Origin of the sequence: Bacillus sp. S71, from assembly GCF_016625265.1 — a bacterium.
Lineage (GTDB): Bacteria > Bacillota > Bacilli > Bacillales > Bacillaceae_G > Bacillus_A > Bacillus_A cereus.
In genome coordinates this window covers 259,610-282,137 of record NZ_JACVUW010000001.1, presented here as the reverse complement: position 1 = coordinate 282,137, position 22,528 = coordinate 259,610, and the positions used below count along the sequence as shown (strand labels likewise).

Below are 22,528 nucleotides of genomic sequence, written 5' to 3'. Positions count from 1 at the left end.
CATTTTGCAATTATTAATTGCAGAATGGCTTTTTTGTTCATATTCCGTTCATAAACTTTGCGTAAAATGATTGCAGCGAATATGGAAAGTTTACAGCAGGAGGAATATAATGAAGAAATTCTATAATGCGGCATGTAGTTACTTATGGTTTATGATTTTGCTAAAAAAGTCATTTAAATAGATAGGAGTGGAAAGTATGATAGCACTTTTATCAAGTGTCGTAGCGGTTTGTATGGCTGTTGGGGTAATGTTTCTACGTTTTAAAGCAGCGAAAAAGCCGGTAACGAAAAAGAAAATTATATTACCACCAATTTTTATGAGTACAGGCGCGATGATGTACTTTTTACCAGATTTTCGATTAACATCGTTAGAAATAGTCGAGGCAATTAGTATAGGGATTATTTTCTCTATTTTTCTTATTAAAACAACTAAGTTCGAAATAAAAGGCGAACATATATTTATGAAACCGTCAAAAGCATTCATATTCATTTTAGTAGGCTTATTAGCTGTACGCGTGGCATTAAAGTCATATTTAAGCCAATCAATTGATTTGGCAGAGTTAAGCGGCATGTTTTTCTTACTAGCATTTGCGATGATTGTGTCGTGGAGAATTGCGATGTATCGCTCGTTTACTAAATTAGAAAAGACAATAAACAGAGCTGGAATTTCTATATAGGAAATCCAGCTCTGTTTATGTTTTATTGAAATTCTTTAGCGCGGAACTCATTTGCTTAATTTTAAACGTATTTGAGCATCTTGTAATGCAACTGGTGTAACGTTAAGACCATTCGAATCAACAATTTTTGTATTTAATAAAATGGAATCTAGGCTTCCACGAAATGTTTCTGTATAGTTTTGACGTAACATTTGTTGTTCTTGTTTTTCATCAACTGTTAATCCAGATGTTCTTTCTTTTTTTGATAATTCATTAATACGGAATAAAATGTTTTGCATTTGTTTTCACCTCTAGTTAGAATTAATTACATTAGTTACTTACTAATGTATAGTTATTGTAACCTATCTTTCATTAAGTGTCAACGTCTATAAAAATTTCTTTTTTGTAAGGGTATGGAGTGAAAAAGGATGTGAATAACTTAATGATACTTGAAATAGAAAAGATGTTAATATACAATACCATAGTAGGGTATAAAATTGTTGTTTTACATTATGAAAGAAATGAGCACAAAGGAGTATGTAATAATGAATGCAGTAATTTCAAAGAAAGAAACAATCATCTCATATACGATTGCTATTTTATTTATTTTAGCCATGGTAACAGCGGGTGTGTTATTAAATGATCCGGAAGTTATTCTGCCGGAAATAGCAGCGATGGCAATTGCTTTATGGGCGTATCGTGAGCCAGGATGGTTAAGGCAACCAGAAAAAATCTTCATTGCACCTTCAATAACAGCTGTGATTGGTTTTATGGTGAATCAAATGGATATTGCTTATTTAGGGAAAGTAAGTTTAACGCTTGTATTCATGATGCTTTTTTTACGTGTAATTCAATCCAATTTAGCACCATCTATTGCGACAGGTTTATTACCATTAGTAACAAATGCGACGGAATGGTCATTTGTTATCGCGGTATTCGCTTTAACATTTATTTTAATGGTTGGTGTTCTTATATTTAAATTGAATAACGGTATTAAGCGAAAAGTGCAAATACAGTATAAATATATGACTGTATTTCTCATACTAAATTTCGTATGGATTAGTTTATGTTGGATAACTGGTTATGAACAATTAGCAGTTATTCCACCAATATTAGTTGTTGTATATGAATCACTTCAAAAGCCGATGTACAATGAAAAAATGGCTTTTAAACAAATAGTAGTATTAACTACATCTGCAACTGTTGGAACAATATTGTACTTTGCGATTGATTCATGGATTGTAGTCACTTTATTAAATATGATATTAATGCTTATTTTATTAAAAATTGTTGGTGTACGTATTCCAGCAGTGTATGCATTTCCATTATTGCCGCTCGTATTTCCAGATGGAATGATAAAGATGTTACCAGTAGCTTCATTTGTTGCGGGAGTATTTTTATTTGGTGCAGTACTACTGTATAAAAAGTGGGAGATGAAGCAAAAGGGCATGGCAATGTAGATAGAGTAAAGATAGCTTTTAATTAGTAAAATAAATAGACACCTGTGAGTGTCTATTTATTCTATGAAAAATTTAGTTTAATTCATTTAAGTAATGAACAAGTTCCGATGCTTTAGAGAAAAATGGAGAATGACCAGCTTCTAAAGTAATAATTTTCTTGCAAGGTGTTTCTGTATTCATTCGGCGCTGAAAATCAATTGGAATCGCTCTATCTAGAGTCGTTTCAATATAAATGCGATCTATGGCTCCAAAGTTTTCTTCAGATATTTTCAGCTCTTGTTGGAAGGGTCCTAGTGGTTGAGGACGCATTTGATTAAAAGATGCTTCTTTAATAGAACCGTCTTCTGTAGCATTTAAAAATGTTTGTTCAATTAGATTAGGTATAAGTTCAGCAGTCAAGTCATTTTCATTTATAGTGAATTGCGGGCCATCTTCTCCGTCTAATTTACTACCAAGACTTTCTCCATTTCGTGGTAAGAAAGCACAAAGATATACTAATTTATCGATTTTATTTGGTATAAGTTCAGCAGTTTGAGTAATAACGATTCCACCCATACTATGTCCAACAAGAATAACCTTTTCATTTTGTTGATTTATATTAGCTGTTACTGCATCAACATAGGAATCTAACGTTATATTTTGTGAAGGAGTTGTATCTTTCCCACTTCCAGGTAAGTCTAGTGTAATAACAGTGTGACCTAAAGCCTCTAGTTGAGGTTTTACTAATTCCCATGCCCATTCACCTTGCCATGCTCCATGTACTAAAATGTAAGTACTCATTTAATCAACACTCCTCTAGGGTATATAAGTTTCATCTATTTGTAATATTGATGATGTATACTCAGTGTAAATGAAGTGGTTTCATAAATATAATGAAGGTTATTTATAGATGATATAAATATATTTTATATAAGGAGAACAGAATGAATGTTTTTGATTTTAAAGTCTTTACATATGTGGCTCGTTTAAATAGTATTAGTCTGGCAGCAAAGGAATTACATATGACACAGCCAGCAATAACACATATTATTAACAAATTAGAGAAACGATATGCTATAACGTTATTTGATCGCTCTAGACAAGGAACGATTCTAACTGAAAATGGCAAAGAATTTTTAGTTGGTGTGAATCGACTTCTAATGGAGTATGAAAAACTTGAGGAAACAGCTTTCCAGTTGAAGAATAAAAGCTTGTATAAAATTGTACTAGCTACGTATCCTTCCGTTACTGTATATTGTTTGGCGGAGTGTATGCAACTAGGGAATATTGATCATAGTCAATATGTACTTGCAGTTCGAGAAGGAAGCTATCAAGAAGTGTTAGATTGGCTATCATCAGGTAGTGCAGATTTTTCTATTTCTATAAAAGAAAATTTAATACAAGGATTTCATTATGATGTCATTGGTGAAGATCCGTATGTTATGGTTTCTTCAAAAAAAGTTCCGCCTAACCTTACTATTAATGATATAAAAAATTATCCTTTTATTATGCCACTTTCTGGTTGCAAAGAAGTGCTCGAACCGTATTTGATGAAAAATGAAATAACAGTTAATAAAGTGATGGAGTCAGAATCAATTAGTTCAGCATTAGCACTTACTATACAAGTTAATGGCATAACAATCGTTCCGTTATCAGGACTACATAAGCAAATTATTCATGACTTCATTGTACAGCCGATAGAAATTACAATTCCACGACAACTTATTATGCAATGGTCACCTAAAAAAGAGAATGACCCGCTGTTTCTCGCGTTTGTTAAGAATTTATTAGCTCAACTACAGCAAAAGAAAAAATGAATATAATATTACAAAAGATAAGCTCATTTCACTAGAGCTTATCTTTTGTATGTATTACCAATAAAGAGCAGTATCATAAAATCCGATTAAAATAAGGAGAAAACCAGCTATACGCTGAATGCTATTTCCTATTTTCCTGCTCTTCTTTAGTAATGCCCCGTTTAATCCCAGATAGGAGATGAAGGACATTAATACGACGATAGGAAGAGCAGTTCCTATCGAAAAGAACGTTGGAAACAAGTACCCGTAATTAAATGATAAAGATAAAGGGATTAACGTTCCAAAAAATAGAACGAACATAGTCGGACAAAAAGCTAAGGAAAAGAAGAATCCGAGTAAAAATGAACCAACTTCATTTTGATTTCGTATAAATTTAATCGAGAAGAAATATCTTCTTTTTATAATACCGGACAACAGTAGCCCCATTAAAATTAATAGGGGTCCCATCATTTTTCGTAACCATGGAAAATACAAAGTCAATATTTGCTGAATCTCTTTTCCTAAAAACCATACTAATAGTCCAAGCGTCGTAAAAGCCATTATTTTTCCTAAAATGAATAAAAGTATATGTTTCCATACATGTCCCTTTTGTAAAGATTGGTTGCTATAAAGTGTAATAGCACTAATGTTTCCTGTTAATTGGCAAGGAGCAAGGGTACCTACTATGCCTAATAAAAACGAAAATAAAAGAGGTACAGATTTCGTAGCATTCGCGGCATCCATTAAAGGAGACATGAGTTGATAGCTCCATTCACTTATTGTTGAAAACACGTTATATTCACCCTTCTACTTAAATTGGAATGTTCCTTCATTAGCAATCTGCTTCCACGTATTACCCTCATCTGTAGAGAGGAATACATTTGATTTCATTGTAGCAAATACGATTTCGGCTGAATTTTGAGGGTTTTGTGAAATATACATAATTGCATCTTTAGAATCTAAAGGTGGAATTTGTATGTTTGTTTCTTCATTTGTAGCAATTGATTTCTTCGTTACGATTTGCTTATTAATAGGGGCGTAAATAACATCTTCATTACTTAATGTAATTGCGGTCGATTCAAGTGATTTAGCGAATAGTTCAAATGTATTTCCGTAATCTGTAGATAAGTAAACACCGTCTTTAGCACTTACCGCGACTACACTAGATTGATTCGGATGTACTGAAAAGGAATGAATCGTACTTGAAAGACCTTTTAACTTACTATTTTTCCATTCTTGTCCGTTGTTCGTACTGAAATAAAAACCTTGTTGTAATTCAGAATTAGGGCGTTCGTTGTATAAATAAATTGCTTCCGTATTATATCCGACAGCAAGGTTATGAAAATCGGATTCTCCATAAAACGCTAGCTTTTCAAGGGTATTACCGCCATCAGAACTTTTCAATAATCCTAAAGGATTTTTTAAATTTGCACCTGGTTCAGGATGACCGCTGGCAAAGAACCCGTTCTTCGTTGCCTGAAAGCCCATATAATCATGTAGTCCAGTTTTAGTTTCAAGCCATTTTCCATTTTGATAAACTTTTATCCCGCTATGAGTGGCGATAGAAATCCCAGACATATTTCCTGCATAGCCAATTCCGTGAATGTGCTCGATTTTTCCAGATGTAATTTCTTTATAGAAGTCTTGCGGACTCGTATTTGCTGTTTCTATATTTTTTGGCTGAGATTGCACCGTTTCTTTTTTCACTGGTGCTGTTTCGACGTTGCTAGAACATCCTGAAATTATTAATAAAGAAGTAATTGCTAACCCTGTTGCTACATAATGTTTCAAAGTTATGGCTCCTTTCCTATATATGAGATTTTAAGTATATGGAATAAATATCAAGAAATTGTGGAGTGGTATGCATAATTTAGCGTGGAAGAGGCCCGAGTAATGAAAATTCTCCTTTCGCTATGAGTATAATTAATTGACGAAAAATTATAACAATAATAGAATGAATTGTATTGATGATTAGTTTCACAAGCATACATAGAACACTAGGGGGATTATTATGAAATCAACATTTTTTGCTCAAAATAGAGAAAGACTAACGAAAACATTACCTGATGAATCCGTTACGATTTTATTTGCGGGACAAGCACCGCATATGTCAGCTGATGCACATTATAAATTTGTACCGAATCGTAATTTTTACTACTTAACGGGAATCGATGAACCAAATGTTATTTTTATGCTGAAAAAGTTTGGGAATAGTGTAGAAGAGACACTTTTCATTGAAAAATCAGATCCAGTAATGGAAAAATGGGTTGGGAAGACAGTTTCTAGCGAAGAAGCAGAGGGAATTTCAGGTATAAAGAAAGTTTTATATTTAGATAGCTTTGAAAAAGCAGTATCAAATATACTCTTTACAGAAAATGCGAAGCATCTATATTTAGATATAGAACGTCGCGAGTGGAATGGTACGGAGACAAAAACATTAGCATTTGCTAAACATGTAAGAGAAAAATATCCACACGTAACAATTGGTAATGTATATCCGAACATTTGTGAATTACGAGTTTTTAAAACCGAGGAAGAAATTGAAATTATTAAAGAAGCGATTGCTATAACGAAAGACGGTATTTACAACGTACTTAAGCATGCAAAAGCAGACATGATGGAGTATGAATTAGAAGCTCAATTTGATTTTACACTGAAATCATCTGGCATTAAGCATCATGCGTTCAATACAATTTTGGCAAGTGGTAAAAATGCTACAGTTCTTCATTATGAAGATAATGATGCACAAATTCAAAATGGTGATTTAGTATTGCTAGATTTAGGTGCTCAAAAAGACTACTATAACGCTGATATTAGTTATACATTCCCGGCAAATGGAATATTCTCTAGTCGTCAAAAACAAATTTATAATATTGTATTAAAAGCATTAAAAGAAACAACAGAGATTATTAAGCCGGGATTAAAGTTCGCTGCATTAAATGAGCATACAAAAAAGGTACTGGCAGAAGAGTGTAAAGCAATTGGTTTAATTCAAGAAGATGAAGAGTTATCAAAATACTATTATCATGGTGTCAGCCATTTCCTTGGTTTAGATACACATGATGTAGGAACATATAAAGATAGAATGTTAGAAGAAGGTATGGTTATAACAATTGAACCTGGTCTTTATATTGAAGAAGAATCAATTGGAATTCGTATTGAAGATGACATTCTTGTAACGAAAGACGGGTATGAAAACTTGTCAAAAGATATCATTAGAGAAGTTGAAGAAATTGAAGAATTTATGAGTGTAAATAATGAACATGTAAAAGGAAACCAAGCTGTAGTTAAATAATAAAAGAGTCATCACTAATTTATTTGAACTTTATCTCGAATCGTGGACAATTAAAAAATCCATGATTCGGGATAGGGTTCTTTTCTTCGAAATACTAATCTTTAATTATTAATCCTAATAAAGTAGCAAACTGAACAGCTTGATATGTTGATACTTTACATCCTCTTAAATCGTTCACTGAAACTGTAAGTGTATCAAAGGTAGAAGAACTAATATCTATCCCCTTCAGTGATGTCTGATCAAAATTAGCTTCATCAAGACTACATAATTGGAATTCAACTTTTTTAAGTTTACAGTCAAAAAAATCTGCATTATTTAATGAAGTTTCATTAAATATAATTTTTTCTAGTTTAGAATTTCCAAATGCCGCTAAATTCAAAATTGAATTCTCAAATTTAACATTTCCTAAGCTAGATTCTGCAAAATTAACCCCGATTAATTTACTGTTTTTAAATTCGACTCTATGAACAGAAGAATTGCTTAAATTAACATTTGATAAATCGCAGTTTTCAAAACAAACATCTGTAATATCAATATTGCTAAAATCTGTATTAGTGAATTTACAATTCTTTATCACTGCATCATACAATCGCACTCTATCTACAGATTCATTTTCGAAAGTGGAGTCTATAATTTCACACACTTCTAATGTTGGATCTTCTTCATAAAAAATATCTTGAAAATTCTTTGAAGATAACTCTGGTGAAATTTTTGGTCTATCAATTTTCATCGTATATCAATCCTCTTCTATTTGATATATTTGTGTAATTTGAGTCTATTGTCTTCTTGTAAGGAACATTAGTTCTTATTATACAAAAATGTAAGTTCTTTTGTGAAGAGCATTTTAGCTACATTTTTCTTATTTAATAATAGCAGTGTTATTGTTTCTTAAGAAATAACGTCAAAACAAATACGAGAACGGCTAATATAGTCGCTACAAGGTAAGCATTTTGTATTTCTAAAATATTCGCCTCTTGTAATGTCTCCGCTTTTAGTAATCTTCCAATTAGCTTACGTAAGATCTAATTACATCTCCTTATTTTCTTGAAAATCAACTTCTATAATGATTTTGAAAAAGAAAAAGGGGGGATTTTCCATGAAGCGATTTGTATTAGCAGCCGTTACAGTCTCTGTAATATTTTTAATTGCTGCCTGTTCTGTGACGACAAATACAACAAATGATCATAAAAATATGAATGATAAAAAAACACTACAGACTGAAACAGCTACAACACCATTGAAGGTTGAAAAAGGACCAGAAGTTACTTTAATAGCGAAAGAAGAAAAGCAAAAATTAAGTAACGGTGTTATTGTTCCAGTCTGGACATTTAATGGCTCATCTCCTGGTTCAGAAATTCGGGTGAAAAAAGGTGAAAAGGTGAAAGTGACATTAAAAAATGAATTATCTGCACCAGTATCTATTCATTGGCATGGATATCCTGTCCCAAATAACATGGATGGAATTCCAGGCGTGACACAAGATGCAGTTGAACCAGGAAAAAGTTTCACTTACGAATTTGAAGCGAACGTACCAGGAACGTACTGGTATCACTCGCATCAAGATTCTGTAAATCAATTAGATAGAGGTTTGTATGGAGCGCTCATTGTAGAAGATACAAAGGAAAAATATGATAAAGATTACACATTAATGTTGGATGAATGGGTTACAGATAAAGAAGAAATTAAAAAGCAGTTAAAAGAAATGACAAAAGGGCAAATAGGTAATAAATCTAAAGGTAATGAAAATGGGGAAAAGAATGATGATAAGAACGGCATGGATCATTCTGATATGAACATGGGCAGTGATAAAAAAGACTCTAGTAATATGGAAGGAATGGACCATGGAAATATGAAGATGGAAGGTCATGATATGAGTATGTATGATTTATTCACAATCAATGGAAAAAGCGGTGATTTAGTAGTGCCATTGAAAGTGAATAAGGGAGATAAAGTTCGTCTTCGACTCGTTAATGCTGGTTATCTATCACATGATATACATGTTCACGGTCATGATATAAAAGTAATTGCGACAGATGGTCAACCAATAAACGATCCAAAAGTTATAAAGGATAAAGTAATTTCAATCGCACCGGGTGAACGTTATGATATTGAATTTACTGCTAATAATCCTGGGAAATGGTATGTTGAAGACCATTCAAAAAATAAAGGTGCAAAAGGAATGAAAGCTGTTATTGAGTATGATGGCAGCAAAGAGATGAAAGATAAAACAGACGAAAAAGAAAAATTACCGAAAGTAGATATAATGAAATATGGTACTAAAAAATTAGGTAATTTCACGTTAAATCAAGAGTATACTGCCACATATAATATGGACTTAAATACGCAAATGAATGGAAATGAAATGGTATATACAATTAACGGAAAGGTATTTCCGGATATTGACCCAATTCAAGTGAAAAAGGGTGATTTAGTAAAAGTGAGATTGGTAAATCGTTCTAAAATGGATGATCACCCAATGCATTTACACGGACACTTTTTCCAGGTGTTGAGTAAAGATGGAAAACCGATAGAAGGTTCTCCAATTGTAAAAGATACATTGAACTTAAAACCGGGTGAAGAATATGAAGTAGCCTTTATAGCAGACAATCCGGGTAAGTGGATGTTCCATTGTCACGATTTACACCATGCTTCAGCAGGGATGGTAACGGAAGTGAACTATACAGATTATAAATCTGACTATGTTCCAAACCAAAACATTCCTAATAAGCCAGAATAATAGGAAGCAGTTATCCTTTGGATAGCTGCTTATTCATTTTTGTTGCAAGTACTAATGTATGTGTTGATCATGCCCGGATGACGGTGAGGGAGTATGATCTGGGAATGTCGCGAATACGGCAACGATAATTACTACACTAATTGAAAGTAATAACAAAAAACGCTGTTGGATAAAAGTAGAAAAGTTCTCCGATAATAATTGAATCACACAGGACATAGTAATCGTTATAGTAAGTAAAAGGCTAATGAACAATATACTATGAGCTTGTTGAGCGTTTAACATTTCTGTAATCATTGCTCCCATCATACTTGCCATTAATCCAGAGAACATTCCTTCTAAAGCAGTATATAGGTGAAAACGTAGACCGATTAAGAAACCGATAAAACCACTAATTAAAATAGCAAGCAAAGTAGAATATAGTAATTCCCCCTTAAAGAGAATGCCTAAGTAAAAACCAATACTTAAACCGATACTCATACTAAAAGACATAATAAATACCATATACTCCATTAGGGTACCCTTACGTTTAGAAATATAGGATATAATAAGAATCGAGGTACAGCAAAGTGTTAAGGTAGTTAACGTATAAGCAAACATTATGATACCTCCTTGTCCTATCGTTCATTTCATCATATGTTTATATGGAGAGTACTTATGCTTATTAATATCTGCATATTATCTGCACAATTTTAATTTGCTAATCATATGGTGGGGCCTATTGTATTCTACTTACTAATAAAAGGTGTAAGCATCTTTCCTGTGTCAGTAGTATCTAAGAAGAGAATGTTGGGAAGTATGAAGATGCAGCTATCCATATTGCTAAAATGATAGAAGAATTAGAAAGATGTCAAAAATAGTTGAAAATTGAAGTGTTTGAGAAAATGGGTTTGCAGGATATGTTTGAAATCAGGTAAGTCTGATTTCAAATTTGCAGATGGAAGTTTAATGGTAATAGAGATATGTGTATTTATTTTTGCAATGTTATTGTTCAGTGCAGTCGGAGTAGTTTTTATAATAAATATTAAACACCTTTATATAAGGTGTTCTTACAAAAACAATCTTTGTTTACTTAGAACAAAGATTGTTTTTGTATTAATTCTATTTTTGAAATGTTTTTTAGAGTAAGTTATAAATTCATAAAAGCTTTAAAGTATTTCTTTTAAAAGAATATCTTTAGTTAATTTGGACAGCATAGTTATGTTCATGTCTGTATCATTTGGGATTAAATGTTGTTTTAATACTTCTGCTGAGTTAAAGAGCTTACTATAGGATCCGGCAAGTTGTTTCATATAAGCATTATTATATATTCTGGCCTTAATAATTAAATCGTTTACATACTTTTTATGATACAGGTCGTATAAGTCTTCGATATGAAAAAGATCATTATGATTTTTTACTTTTTCTTGAAGTTCACTAGAGGCGTTTTCATCATTTAAATGAATTTTATATTGAATATTTTCCCCTAAAATTGCGCCCAGGTAATCGGGCATTGATTCAGTTTTTTTTACAGAAGAAGGAATTTTCTTTTCAAAGAAAACAGAGTCCCCAAATCCTTCTTCAAAAGGGTTCAGGAAATCCTTATAATCAATGGGAGAGTCACCTTTAAAATCGGAATTACAAACTTTACAACAAGGTACTAGATTTTGTATAGATATAGCTAGAAATGGATGTTTTACTTTATCAAAAAAATGATCTAATACAGGTCTTGTGCGGCCATTCTTATTATAATAAAAAACGAATTGTGTATTACAATATGGACATATCGTTACATTTAATTTTTCAGCGTATTGATATGCACACCATAGATTTTGAGGCCCTGTTTTGCGGTCAACAAATTCTTCGTAATCTTTTACAAATACTTTTTGTAAGAAGTGGTATAAATAATTAACTCTTCTTGAACTAAAACCAGAAATTTTAGAATTGAATTTAATAATTATCTTATTTAATTGCTCTGGGGTCCCGATTAATATCACTTCAAGTTTTTGCTTAAGGTAGTTCAAGACGGATAATGTTTTAGGGTCTTTGACCCTAGTTATTTCATCTTCTAACTTTTGTTTGCAACTGGTTCTTCTTCTACCAGGTCCTTTAATAGATTCAGTTCCTAATCCAAAGGCTAAATGTTTATTTAAAACTTCTTGTGAAATGGTTATATGCATCATGATTTTTTTAGCCCCTTTAATGTATCAATCTGCCGCTGTAAATCAGCTATTTTATCGTCTATATTTATTACGTCAAGACCTATTTTATCTTGTAAAATACTAATTAATTTTTTTTTGATTATAGGTTCACCGATAATATCAATTTGTTTTTGAAAAATGTCCTTATTTGCCTTTATATCTACAGCACTTAAAGTTAGTAAATCATCAATAAGCGTATTGATCTTATATTTAGCAAAAGTACCAGTTAATCCACCTTTAATAAAAAATGAATCGGTTAGCAGAGTATGTATGTTAGCGGCAAATGTCAAGTGATTTTCCTCTAACCCACTACCAATAAATGTTTGATGTTTTGTGTCCTTTTTCAGAAAAATCACATTGTTCCCTGGTAAATCTGATAAAACAAAAGGAGAGTGTGTTGTTAAAACTATATGAATCTTGGTGTTTTTAATCATATAGGATATTACATCTAAAAATAAGAATAACCATTCTTTTTGCCATTGTGGATGAAAGTATAAATCTCCCTCATCTATTAATATTAGAGTGTTTTTAGACAATTCTCTTGTTATCGAGTAAAAACGTCCAAAAAGTGTTAAAAAGGCATGTTCACCACTACTTAGCTCTGACCATATAAAACTTAAGAATGGAAAATTGATAGAAATTTCATTATAAACTCTTACAAAAGAATCTAAGTGTTTTAAATCGCTTTTTAATTTTATCGTCTTATTAATAGAGTCATTAGATATATTTAATTCTTCTAGTAAAGTTAATAATTTCTTTCTTTTTTCGATTAATGGATTAATCGAATTCTTGAAATGGTTAGTGATTTCTATGTATTCAGGAATATTCATTCTAGGCTCCAAAGATATTAACTCATCAATTTTTTCATGTAGGATTTTCTGTATAGCTTTATAATAATCTTTATATTTAGGATTATAACTATAACAAAAATCTGTACATGTATCGACACAAATATTACTTAAGGGTTCTTTTAAATCGTGATTTTTTGCTAAGTTGAATGTTAAGTTTAAAAATTCATTGAATAGAGATAATAGTACCATACGATGAAATTGAAATTTGAAAGATTTTTCAGTAAAGTTATGTGAATTCCCGATTAAATCATAAAATTCTCTATCCAACGCTTCTTCTATAACGTAGTAATCAGTATGCTCATAGTGACTATACTCTTCAAGCTCATCTCTTAATAAAGAGGGATTTTCTAGATTAATATTTACGTATTCAGGTATATGTAATTTTTCATCTAATGACAGGGGATCTTTGAAGGTTTGAACAAAGATGAATTGTCTTGTAAATTCTTCATTAAGGTATCGTTGATAAGCGCTTTTAAATCTAGTGCTCTGGTGATTTGTTGATATATTTAATATTTTAGGATTAAATGTTCTGTTAAGAGAAAATGCATTGGTATTTGAGGCTCTAGCATCATAAACATTAGAGCAGAAAATAGTTTTCAATTCTATATCAACCACTGATTTTTTTGTGAAATTCAATTTCTTATATAGAAATGAATCGGTAATATTAGTCTTTTCGTTTTGTATATAGATATGTTGTGCTGAAATTTTAGAGTCATAATATAATGTATCGGCCTCTTTATAAATTAGTAGATATTCAGTATCAAGAGGCAAACATTCTAACTGATTAGAAAATAGAATCATTAAAAATTCTAACAAATTAGATTTTCCTGTGCCATTTTCACCGACAATTCCAGTAACATTTTGAATTGATGATCTATCTTGGTGATTACTTAGATTGAAAAAAGCATTAATATGAGATGTGTTTTTTTTACATTCCAACGAATTATCAAAAAAATTGAAGAGGTATTCACCACCAAAGTTTGCAGAAATGTTATTGATTGATTTGTACTTGTTAAGCCATAAAAAGAGTATCTCCATATTAAAATAGTTTCCTTTCTTTAATTTAATATATATGTATGTGATTTTATCTAAGTACTGTGAATGAAGGGTATGTAATTTTCTTTTAACATTTTCGCACTTTAATAAAATAAATATTCCGTATGTATGGATTATTTTATTATACAATAATTAAGTTGTTTTAGAATGTACGGATTAATAATTAGATGTAATATAAAGTGTTTTTTATGCTTGATTTGCTTTTATATATAGTATGTAAATCCTTTAAATCGTCACGTATACATATATCGTTTAATTGAAGAGGTTCTAGACAAATAGAACCATAGATTTTATCACTATGTTTTCAAACGCTCATCTGTACATGTAGAAACAGACATTTAACAAAGCAAGCGATTTGTCAAGGGTTTAAAAATTTACTCGATGAAGGAGATGCAATCAATACGTATTACGAAGCATACACAAGATCTTGCGCTGACTGGGTTGTTGGTATGAATGCATCACGTGTCTTTAATATTTTGCTAAAGAAAAAAGAAATGAATGAAGTATTTTCTGCTAGTCGTGTACAGCTGTATAACGTTAATTATTAGGCAGAATTGTAAAACCTAGTTATAATAAAACCCAAAGATTGATTAGCTGAAATTATTTCTACATGTTGATCTAAGGAAAGAGGTTAGTTTTTAATGCAAATGTATCATTAGTTTATATAAAATTATGATTGGAAAATAAAGAGGGAATATAAACTTTTATCTTTAAACTTAATATAGGATTTATCTTTAACGGAATCGAATGATAAAAAGAATGAAGTTTTTATTGTTTGAATCTTATAATTATTATGGAGGGGTTATGAACTATATCGAAGAGAAGTTCCATGAAATTAATTATTGCATTGATAATTTCAATGTAGAAAGTAAAATGAAATTAAAAGAGTTTTTATTAATTAAAGAAACAGATACTTATGCTAAACAATTATTACCTGCATATTGTTCACAAGCGTTCCTATTTCTAGGGATTGAAGGGATTGTGATTTTAAAAAATCTTATAAAAGAAGCACCAGGGCTTATGTACCCTACAGTAATAATGAAAGTACTGTATGCTACTTCCCAAAAAAAATATATAGATTTTAATTTTAATTTTAATTATATGGTTGATGAGAAACTTTTTCGGTATCCAGAAATAACAGACAAAATGGCTGATTTTAGTTTAAACATCATCGGAGAAATAGTAGCTGAGAGTTTAAATGATGCACAATTATTTTCTTATGTTATACATTTTATTTGGAGCCAAGAACACTTGAACTTTTTGTCTGAATCTCATTCTTTTTCAAAATTTGTTTTTAATATCTTTAGAGAAAGTTCTATTAAAGTTAATAATAATATTATACAGCAGTTTCATAAAATGATATTAAATCCAAATGTTTGTGAGGAGGAATTTCAAGTATACTTAAAAGAAAATCCAGCATTAATAGATCCATTAGCTAAAGAGGTAATTCCTAAGCAAAGGTTAGGGGTAGAATATATAACTGATTTTGTGATTCGAAAATTAAATGATGAATATGTTTTGGTAGAAATTGAGAAGCCAAGTACACCAATCTTTACAAAAATGAATGATTTCACAGCTCAGTTTACACATGCACTAGGACAAATACTGGATTTTCAAGAATGGGTTGAAAGTAATATAGCATATGCAGAAAAATTAATGCCTGGAATTGGTTCTCCTTTGGGCTTACTAGTTCTAGGGCGCAAAAATGAACTGAGTGAATTCCAAAAGAAGAAATTAAGAAGATTTAATATTAATAATCAGGGGAAAGTTAAGGTAATAACTTTTGATGATTTAATAGATAATGCACATAGGCTATATAATAATATGTTGAAGTAGATAAATATATTAAAAGAACAGAGCAGTTTCATAAAAATGATTACTCAAAATTTTTCGGAATAAGAATTTCATTAAATCGATATTTTATAAATAAAAAGTTTATCTCTAAGTTGGAAATTTAATTTGCGATATACTATGATTTTACAGGTGATACAAGTGGGGAATTTGTTCTACACTGTAGGTAAGGTTAAGTGTTTTTTATTTGTAGATATATAGAAGGGATGTATTAAAAAGAAGATTTAGTAATTAAATCTTCTTTTTTTGACAAACATACAATTTAGTTGTAATTTTTCACATTAAAGTATTTAGATTTGATTTCTAATGATTTATTATACAGTATGGTAATCTATCTTTAAAAAAGTGTTTAAAAATGATACTTTTTTACCCAATTCATCAGCCTGTTGTCCTTATTTTCTCCAGCCACCAAGCGCCCATCGGGTAGAATCATGCAAATACATTCATCTGTTAATAAGGAAATATCTCCATTAGAATCGATATAGACAAGATTTGTATTAACCAAATCTTTAATGAACTGCTCCACATTAGTTTGGTTAGCTGATATAATCTTTGTAAAGTTAGAATCATTAATGTTGGCAGACATTCCCATGCATAAACCATTGATTACTGTAAATTGGGTTTCTTCTAGAAAAACAGGAGACCATTCGTAGCTTTCAACAAATTGTTCAAGTTGATCTTTGGAAATTTCTATAACATTGTACTCCCAGCCAATTCTTTTCTTTTTATGAATTGCTTTACCTTTAAGTAAAGGCCTTAAGCCCTGTATTTTTAAATCATCACCAAATATATCAGTAACTTTATACTTATAAGAAATACGTGTCCATAGTATTTCTATCATTAATAACAAGGGATTTTTATTATAAGAACAATAGAAAACCCAAAAATCGTCGGCTTCTATAGGAGTAGCATAAGGCATACCATTAGTTTTTATTAATGAATATTCGTCACATATTACTAAGTTTGGAAAGCTAACAACCCCAAACCCCTTTTGGTTTAAATTTTCTTTTAAGTACTTAACGAAAGCTTCTCTTAAATTATGTTCACCTTTATAACCAGTGTATCCAAAAATTATTCTAGCTGGAATATAAGAATCCATAACCAATGAGTGGTAGATCATTTGTTTGTGAAAAGGAAGTTTTTCTACGTCATTATGAAGAGGAAGTTCCTCATGTACAATACTTTTATAAGAATCTCTTAATAATGATATTTTCATATTTTCTTCTGGAAGCTTAAGATCAGCTGCGCTTTTTAAGTTTAAGTATGCGCTTTCTAGCTCATCGGAATATAAATTTTTTTTAACTTCTATAATGGCAATAACATTTCTTATATCCCATAAATATTCATCCGAATAAGGAAGTTTTTCTCCCTCTCCTTCTACAATCATACAATCAATTTGATTACTCATGTCTCCATTTTTGTTGAAAATCTTTCCAGTCACTACTTTTAAGTCTAATTCTTTAAAAATAGCTGTTTCTAAGATTTTCTTTGTTAATCCTTCATACATATTACCAATCATGGGACCATGTTTAACTTTTAAAAAGGGTTCAATTTCATTTATTCCTTTTTCTTTTAATGCTTCTAATAAATCTAAAATGTTTTCTATCAAAATGACACCAGCTCCTAGAAAAACTTTTTAATATATTTGTTTTATATTATATATTTTTTTGACAAGAACTACATAAAATATTAAATCTTAGTTTTATATGAATGAGTGCCTCACTGAATAGTAAAGGCATTCATTTGAAATATAGATTTATTTGCAAAAATAGATATTAATACTGCAATTGAAATTTTAAACGTTTATCAAATTCTAATTGATGTTCGTAAAGGGATATTTTTATAAATATAAAAAACTTAAAAGTTAGGAATATAAGTTTTTAAATTAAAGGTACTTGGGGAATCCGTAACTAATCCAAAATCGAATTTGATAGACCTTTCATCTCAAACAACTTTGAACAGTGTAATTGAAGGTGTAGAAGAAAAATATAAAATTTAAGACACCTTTAACAGGTCTATTTAAATTTTAGTTTACAGAGCGTTAAAAAAATTGTTAAGTGATATTAAAAACAGATATTTTACAAAAGAGCGGTTTGTACAGTTAATCTTTGATTTTATTGCAAAGTCAGTAACGACAATTAAAAATGAGAAAGAAATGATTATTAACGAATTAATGGTCAAGTGTCCTATTTGTCGGCATCTCGCAATTGGGGGCTGAAAGGATTTGGTTACAGTAACAGGAAAAATGACAAGTTGTTAGCGGTAATAATAAAGAAGCCTACGATGACTATATGGTAATGGCATTATTGAAGAATGGTATATCTTCTATGAAAGATTTAATGAGTAAAAAAAGGAATACGTCCTATGTTAATTTTAAAATATGAGAAGAATGGAGGTTATGAGTATTTTAGTTGGAAGATGGAATTTAATAATATATTGCTGACTTTTATTAATACTTATTAGTAAAGAAAAAGGTCTAGTCATGGATTTTTTTCTCATTTCATAATCTGGCCTCATTAGCTAACTTTTTTACCTTCAAAAATTTACGAACAGTATTTTCTAACTCAGAATAGTGGATTCTTACTCATCTATGTGATTTGTTTTATTTATGGTGCTTCTTCCTTGTTGGTCACCTTTCCTCTAAAAATCAGCACAAATGCAAAAATACGTTGGTATTTTTGTATTATGTCTATCTAAGCCTTGGGATATTTTGTTTGAAAATACAAAGTGTCTTGTCTGATTTGAACCCATTATTTTATTTATAATATATTGCTGGTTTCTACCACTACGAGTAAGGTAAATTACTTCAAATCATTTAAATATTCTCAATAATTGAAAATATATTTCTAATACAATTGTAGGGATATCATTCTAGCTATATTTCATTGAGTTTCTATTGTGAAGCCATAAAGAATAAGCGTATAATATTATAGGTCTCCCATTTGCGAGACAAACCGCGAATGATAAATAAGATTGTTGTTTTATCATCGCTTCTAAACATATAGACAATGAAAGTAACACTGGAATACAGATAGGGAGTTATAAAATGAAATTAATTATTGCCGAGAAACCAGATCAAGGGTTGGCTCTTGTTTCACAGTTTAAATATCGCCGGAAAGATGGATATTTAGAGGTAGAAGCGAATGAGTTATTTCCAAATGGAGCGTACTGTACATGGGCAATTGGTCATTTGACGCAGTTATGTAATCCAGAGCATTATCACGCAGAGTGGAAAAAATGGTCACTTAATACATTACCGATGATTCCAGAACGTTTTCAATTTGAAGTAACAAAGTCAAAGTATAAGCAATTTAACGTTGTGAAACAGCTGTTACATAATCCACAGGTAACAGAAATCATTCACGCAGGAGATGCTGGGCGTGAAGGGGAACTGATCGTACGAAATATTATTAATCTTTGTAACGTGCAAAAGCCGATGAAACGTCTATGGATTTCATCTTTAACGAAGCAAGCTATTTACCAAGGATTTAAAAATCTACTTGATGAATCAGATACAATTAATACGTATTACGAAGCATACACAAGATCTTGCGCTGACTGGGTTGTTGGTATGAATGCATCACGTGTCTTTAGTATTTTGTTAAAGAAAAAAGGAATGAATGATGTATTTTCTGCTGGTCGTGTCCAAACACCAACGTTAGCATTGATTGTAAAGCGAGAGAAAGAAATTGAAAACTTTAAGTCAGAGCCTTTCTGGGAAGTGTTTGCAACCTTTAATATAGAAGGAAAGAAATATGACGGAAAATGGGAAAAGGATAATGAATCCCGCTTAAAAGACCCTGATATGGCGAATAAAATTGCGGCATTTTGCCAAGGGAAACCGGCTGTTGTGAAGGAAATGAAAACGGAGCGTAAAGAGTTTCAGCCGCCGCTTTTATTTAACTTATCATCACTGCAAGCAACGGCAAATAAAGCCTTTAAGTTTTCACCGAAAAAGACGCTTGATATAACGCAAGCACTATATCAAAAAGGGATTGTTTCTTATCCACGTTCAGATTCTAACTATGTTACACAAGGAGAAGCAGCGACGTTCCCTGATATTTTACAGAAGTTAAGTCAGTTTGATGAATATAAAGGCTTATTACCGGCTCCGGTTGAATCCATTATGAATAACAAGCGTTATGTAAATGAAAAGAAAGTAACAGATCACTACGCAATTATTCCGACAGAGCAAGTTACAAACCCAAGCAGACTCTCAGGTGATGAAAAGAAAATATACGATATGATCGTAAGAAGGCTTATTGCAGCTCATTATGAAGTTGCAATCTTTGACTATACAACGATTGTAACGCTTGTAGATGAACGTGCTGAATTCATTTCAAAAGGAAAACAGCAAATTCAAGAAGGTTGGCGTAAAGTTATTTTCCAAGACGATAAAGATGACGAAACCATTCTTCCAATTGTAGCTGAAGGCGAAGAAGGAAAAGTTGTAAAGGTGAAAGTGAAAGAAGGAAAAACACAGCCACCGAAGCGCTATACAGAAGGACAACTTATTACGTTAATGAAAACAGCTGGTAAGTATTTAGAGAATGAAGAGCTGGAGAAAGTATTAAAGAAAACAGAAGGTTTAGGTACGGAAGCGACTCGCGCAGGTATTATTACGATGCTGAAAGACCGTAAGTATATAGATGTAAAGAAAAACCAAGTGTATGCGACTGATAAAGGAAAAGTATTAATTACCGCAATTGGTGATAAAATACTAGCTTCACCAGAAATGACTGCGAAATGGGAACAACGTCTTGCGGAAATTGGTGAAGGTACAGCTTCACCAGCTACATTTATGGAACAGACGAAAAAGCTATCAGCTAAAATTATTGAAGATGCAGTGGAAATGTCTGAGAAGTGGGATTTCACTGGACTACATGTTGAATCGATTGAACGAAAAGGATCGAAATTTACAACGGGTAAAAAGGTTGGTAGCTGTAAAAAATGTGATGGCGATGTAATTGATAAGTCAACGTTTTACGGTTGTTCTAACTATAATACAACGCAATGTGATTTCACCATTTCAAAGAAGATATTAAGTAAAACAATTTCGCAAAAGAATATGACAAAGCTCTTAAAAGGTGAAAAGACGGATTTAATTAAAGGCTTTAAAAAGGGCGAGAAAACGTTTGATGCGAAATTAGAGTGGAAAGATAATAAGATTAACTTTGTATTTGAGAATTAATTTGTTAAAAGAGCATGACATAAAATTGTCATGCTCTTTTGTTTTTCTTTAATATAAAATTTAACGATAAAAAAAAGTCTTTAAATGATATTTTTTTATTGTAAAACGATAAAACTTGTATTAAAATCAAAATCATAATAAATGAGTGAGGTGCTTTTGTTAAAAGGTAACAACCTTATTTTTAAAATTAGAGGAGGTATAACTATGAACATTAACAATTTGATTGTTAAAAATATGGATAACCCCCATGAGTTGGAGAAGATGTATAGAAAAGATCCGAAAGCTTTTAAAAAAGCATTCTCACAAGCATGGGACCAAAAACCTGATTCTCAAGTTCTAGGTGCTTGGTATGAAAGGTTGCATTTCAAGGAGAAAGTAAATAAAGAAAAAACATCTTTGTTTCAAAAAGGTTTCTTATTCATGGGCCTTTTAGCTATTCTGGCCGGCATAAGCACCAGGATCATTTTCCACTTTGTTGAGCAGGAAGCAATTGCTCCAATTAACTTGGCTTTTGGTGTAATTCCCTTTATTGCTGCTTATTTTGTTTACAATAATACTCCGAAAAAAAGTATTATTTATTCCCTTGCAGCGTTGTTCCTAATTTCCGGGTATTATCTTAATACGCTGCCAGTAAATTATAAAGACAGTACCATACTTGCGTATTTACATCTTCCTATATTTTTATGGGTCTTAGTAGGGCTTGCATTTACAGGAAATGAATATTCAAAAGGCAGTACAAGATTAGCCTATATTAAATTTAATTTAGAATATTGTCTTCTCTACGGGAGCATGGCAGTGAGCGGAATGATACTTGCGGTATTCACCATGCGTTTATTTAGCTTTGTTGACTTAGATATAGGAGAATTCTATTTTAGTAATGTTGTTTTATTTGGAGCAGCGGCTCTCGCTATTGTGACTGCATACTTAGTATCAATGAATCTTAAGCTTGCTAAAAATATTACACCATACATATCTAAAATTTTTAGTCCTCTCGTCCTGATTACCTTGCTTATCTATCTTATAACGGTAATTTGGGTCGGGAAAAATCCATTCTTGGATCGCAATTTCCTAATGGCCTTCAACGGAATACTGCTTGGCGTATTGGCTGTTACTATATTTTCTATCGTTGAGAGTGACTCGGACGAGAAAAAGAACATTTCAGATTATATAAATTTTTCCTTAATTGTTCTGGCGCTTATTATTGACACTGTCGCATTGTCAGCCATAGTATTCAGACTTTCTTCTTACGGGATTACACCTAATAGACTTGCTGTTTTAGGAGTAAACATACTGATTTGGGCAAATCTCATTTGGATTATGTTTGCCTATATGCGTTTCTTGCAAAATAAATCAGGACTAAAAGCTATCCAAGATGCCGTTACGAAGTATTTGCCAATATACGGACTTTGGGCAGCTTTCGTTATATTTACGTTTCCTATCATTTTTAATTAGAAAGGATCTGTTAATGCGGGAGTGGTGA

General features: G+C 31.5%; 17 protein-coding genes and 1 pseudogene. 9 read left to right on the top strand and 9 right to left on the bottom strand.

Annotation, left to right across the window (positions count from 1 at the left end; all coding sequences use genetic code 11):
* Positions 1–196 precede the first annotated feature (196 nt).
* Positions 197–676, top strand: a complete 480-nt coding sequence (locus IBT51_RS01310) for a CcdC family protein (RefSeq protein WP_053564755.1) — start codon at positions 197–199, stop codon at positions 674–676.
* 47 nt (positions 677–723) lie between these two features.
* Here the strand turns inward: IBT51_RS01310 and IBT51_RS01305 are convergent, their stop codons facing one another.
* The gene (locus IBT51_RS01305; RefSeq protein WP_001179618.1) at positions 724–954 is read right to left on the bottom strand and encodes a DUF896 domain-containing protein; all 231 of its coding nucleotides are present in this window, start codon (positions 952–954) and stop codon (positions 724–726) included.
* A gap of 246 nt (positions 955–1,200) precedes the next feature.
* Here IBT51_RS01305 and IBT51_RS01300 point away from each other — a divergent pair, with 246 nt between their 5' ends.
* On the top strand, positions 1,201–2,115 hold the full coding sequence (locus IBT51_RS01300) for a membrane protein (RefSeq protein WP_000994724.1): 915 nt from the start codon (positions 1,201–1,203) through the stop codon (positions 2,113–2,115).
* Positions 2,116–2,187: 72 nt separating this feature from the next.
* Here IBT51_RS01300 and IBT51_RS01295 read toward each other — a convergent pair whose 3' ends face one another.
* Positions 2,188–2,895, bottom strand: a complete 708-nt coding sequence (locus IBT51_RS01295) for an alpha/beta fold hydrolase (RefSeq protein ID WP_200457927.1) — start codon at positions 2,893–2,895, stop codon at positions 2,188–2,190.
* Positions 2,896–3,038: 143 nt separating this feature from the next.
* On the opposite strand from IBT51_RS01295, the gene IBT51_RS01290 reads away from it, so the two are divergent.
* Entirely contained in the window at positions 3,039–3,911 is an 873-nt protein-coding gene (locus IBT51_RS01290; RefSeq protein ID WP_095691074.1) for a LysR family transcriptional regulator, read from the top strand.
* A 54-nt stretch (positions 3,912–3,965) separates the two neighbouring features.
* Here the strand turns inward: IBT51_RS01290 and IBT51_RS01285 are convergent, their stop codons facing one another.
* Positions 3,966–4,682: an urease accessory protein UreH domain-containing protein gene (locus IBT51_RS01285; RefSeq protein WP_219993459.1), complete on the bottom strand. Its 717-nt coding sequence runs from the start codon at positions 4,680–4,682 to the stop codon at positions 3,966–3,968.
* Positions 4,683–4,697: 15 nt separating this feature from the next.
* Positions 4,698–5,681: a F510_1955 family glycosylhydrolase gene (locus tag IBT51_RS01280; protein ID WP_200457926.1), complete on the bottom strand. Its 984-nt coding sequence runs from the start codon at positions 5,679–5,681 to the stop codon at positions 4,698–4,700.
* 220 nt (positions 5,682–5,901) lie between these two features.
* On the opposite strand from IBT51_RS01280, the gene IBT51_RS01275 reads away from it, so the two are divergent.
* On the top strand, positions 5,902–7,185 hold the full coding sequence (locus IBT51_RS01275) for an aminopeptidase P family protein (protein WP_000842977.1): 1,284 nt from the start codon (positions 5,902–5,904) through the stop codon (positions 7,183–7,185).
* A 94-nt stretch (positions 7,186–7,279) separates the two neighbouring features.
* Here IBT51_RS01275 and IBT51_RS01270 read toward each other — a convergent pair whose 3' ends face one another.
* Positions 7,280–7,915, bottom strand: a complete 636-nt coding sequence (locus IBT51_RS01270) for a pentapeptide repeat-containing protein (RefSeq protein WP_000687268.1) — start codon at positions 7,913–7,915, stop codon at positions 7,280–7,282.
* Between the two features lie 366 nt (positions 7,916–8,281).
* Between IBT51_RS01270 and IBT51_RS01265 the strand changes: the two genes are divergently transcribed.
* Positions 8,282–9,922 (top strand): multicopper oxidase family protein, encoded by a 1,641-nt coding sequence (locus tag IBT51_RS01265; RefSeq protein WP_078400337.1) that lies wholly within the window; start codon positions 8,282–8,284, stop codon positions 9,920–9,922.
* 51 nt (positions 9,923–9,973) lie between these two features.
* Here the strand turns inward: IBT51_RS01265 and IBT51_RS01260 are convergent, their stop codons facing one another.
* The 3 genes from IBT51_RS01260 to IBT51_RS01250 form a co-directional block, all read right to left on the bottom strand.
* Positions 9,974–10,519 (bottom strand): hypothetical protein, encoded by a 546-nt coding sequence (locus IBT51_RS01260; RefSeq protein WP_078400338.1) that lies wholly within the window; start codon positions 10,517–10,519, stop codon positions 9,974–9,976.
* 548 nt (positions 10,520–11,067) lie between these two features.
* On the bottom strand, positions 11,068–12,081 hold the full coding sequence (locus IBT51_RS01255; RefSeq protein WP_200457925.1) for a hypothetical protein: 1,014 nt from the start codon (positions 12,079–12,081) through the stop codon (positions 11,068–11,070).
* Entirely contained in the window at positions 12,078–13,988 is a 1,911-nt protein-coding gene (locus IBT51_RS01250) for an AAA family ATPase (RefSeq protein WP_098138264.1), read from the bottom strand. Before IBT51_RS01250 ends, IBT51_RS01255 begins: the two co-directional genes overlap by 4 nt.
* Positions 13,989–14,344: 356 nt before the next feature.
* Between IBT51_RS01250 and IBT51_RS27365 the strand changes: the two are divergent.
* Together IBT51_RS27365 and IBT51_RS01245 are read left to right on the top strand one after the other, a co-directional pair.
* Positions 14,345–14,533: pseudogene (locus tag IBT51_RS27365) on the top strand (DNA topoisomerase); the annotation flags it as partial.
* Between the two features lie 277 nt (positions 14,534–14,810).
* Complete coding sequence (locus IBT51_RS01245) at positions 14,811–15,842, top strand: Shedu anti-phage system protein SduA domain-containing protein (RefSeq protein WP_167316496.1); 1,032 nt, start codon at positions 14,811–14,813, stop codon at positions 15,840–15,842.
* Positions 15,843–16,206: 364 nt separating this feature from the next.
* Here IBT51_RS01245 and IBT51_RS01240 read toward each other — a convergent pair whose 3' ends face one another.
* Positions 16,207–17,466, bottom strand: a complete 1,260-nt coding sequence (locus IBT51_RS01240) for a DUF6602 domain-containing protein (protein ID WP_200457924.1) — start codon at positions 17,464–17,466, stop codon at positions 16,207–16,209.
* 1,437 nt (positions 17,467–18,903) lie between these two features.
* On the opposite strand from IBT51_RS01240, the gene topB reads away from it, so the two are divergent.
* Positions 18,904–21,048, top strand: a complete 2,145-nt coding sequence (gene topB, locus IBT51_RS01235; RefSeq protein WP_000766771.1) for a DNA topoisomerase III — start codon at positions 18,904–18,906, stop codon at positions 21,046–21,048.
* Between the two features lie 204 nt (positions 21,049–21,252).
* Entirely contained in the window at positions 21,253–22,500 is a 1,248-nt protein-coding gene (locus IBT51_RS01230) for a DUF4153 domain-containing protein (RefSeq protein ID WP_200457923.1), read from the top strand.
* Positions 22,501–22,528 lie beyond the last annotated feature (28 nt).

Coding starts and splice junctions, on each gene's coding strand:
- IBT51_RS01260 (WP_078400338.1), bottom strand. CDS start 10,519: ATGTTTGCTTATACGTTAACTACCTTAACACTTTGCTGTACCTCGATT.
- IBT51_RS01255 (WP_200457925.1), bottom strand. CDS start 12,081: ATGATGCATATAACCATTTCACAAGAAGTTTTAAATAAACATTTAGCC.
- IBT51_RS01305 (WP_001179618.1), bottom strand. CDS start 954: ATGCAAAACATTTTATTCCGTATTAATGAATTATCAAAAAAAGAAAGA.
- IBT51_RS01230 (WP_200457923.1), top strand. CDS start 21,253: ATGAACATTAACAATTTGATTGTTAAAAATATGGATAACCCCCATGAG.
- IBT51_RS01275 (WP_000842977.1), top strand. CDS start 5,902: ATGAAATCAACATTTTTTGCTCAAAATAGAGAAAGACTAACGAAAACA.
- IBT51_RS01300 (WP_000994724.1), top strand. CDS start 1,201: ATGAATGCAGTAATTTCAAAGAAAGAAACAATCATCTCATATACGATT.
- IBT51_RS01250 (WP_098138264.1), bottom strand. CDS start 13,988: ATGGAGATACTCTTTTTATGGCTTAACAAGTACAAATCAATCAATAAC.
- IBT51_RS01310 (WP_053564755.1), top strand. CDS start 197: ATGATAGCACTTTTATCAAGTGTCGTAGCGGTTTGTATGGCTGTTGGG.
- IBT51_RS01265 (WP_078400337.1), top strand. CDS start 8,282: ATGAAGCGATTTGTATTAGCAGCCGTTACAGTCTCTGTAATATTTTTA.
- topB (WP_000766771.1), top strand. CDS start 18,904: ATGAAATTAATTATTGCCGAGAAACCAGATCAAGGGTTGGCTCTTGTT.
- IBT51_RS01295 (WP_200457927.1), bottom strand. CDS start 2,895: ATGAGTACTTACATTTTAGTACATGGAGCATGGCAAGGTGAATGGGCA.
- IBT51_RS01270 (WP_000687268.1), bottom strand. CDS start 7,915: ATGAAAATTGATAGACCAAAAATTTCACCAGAGTTATCTTCAAAGAAT.
- IBT51_RS01290 (WP_095691074.1), top strand. CDS start 3,039: ATGAATGTTTTTGATTTTAAAGTCTTTACATATGTGGCTCGTTTAAAT.
- IBT51_RS01245 (WP_167316496.1), top strand. CDS start 14,811: ATGAACTATATCGAAGAGAAGTTCCATGAAATTAATTATTGCATTGAT.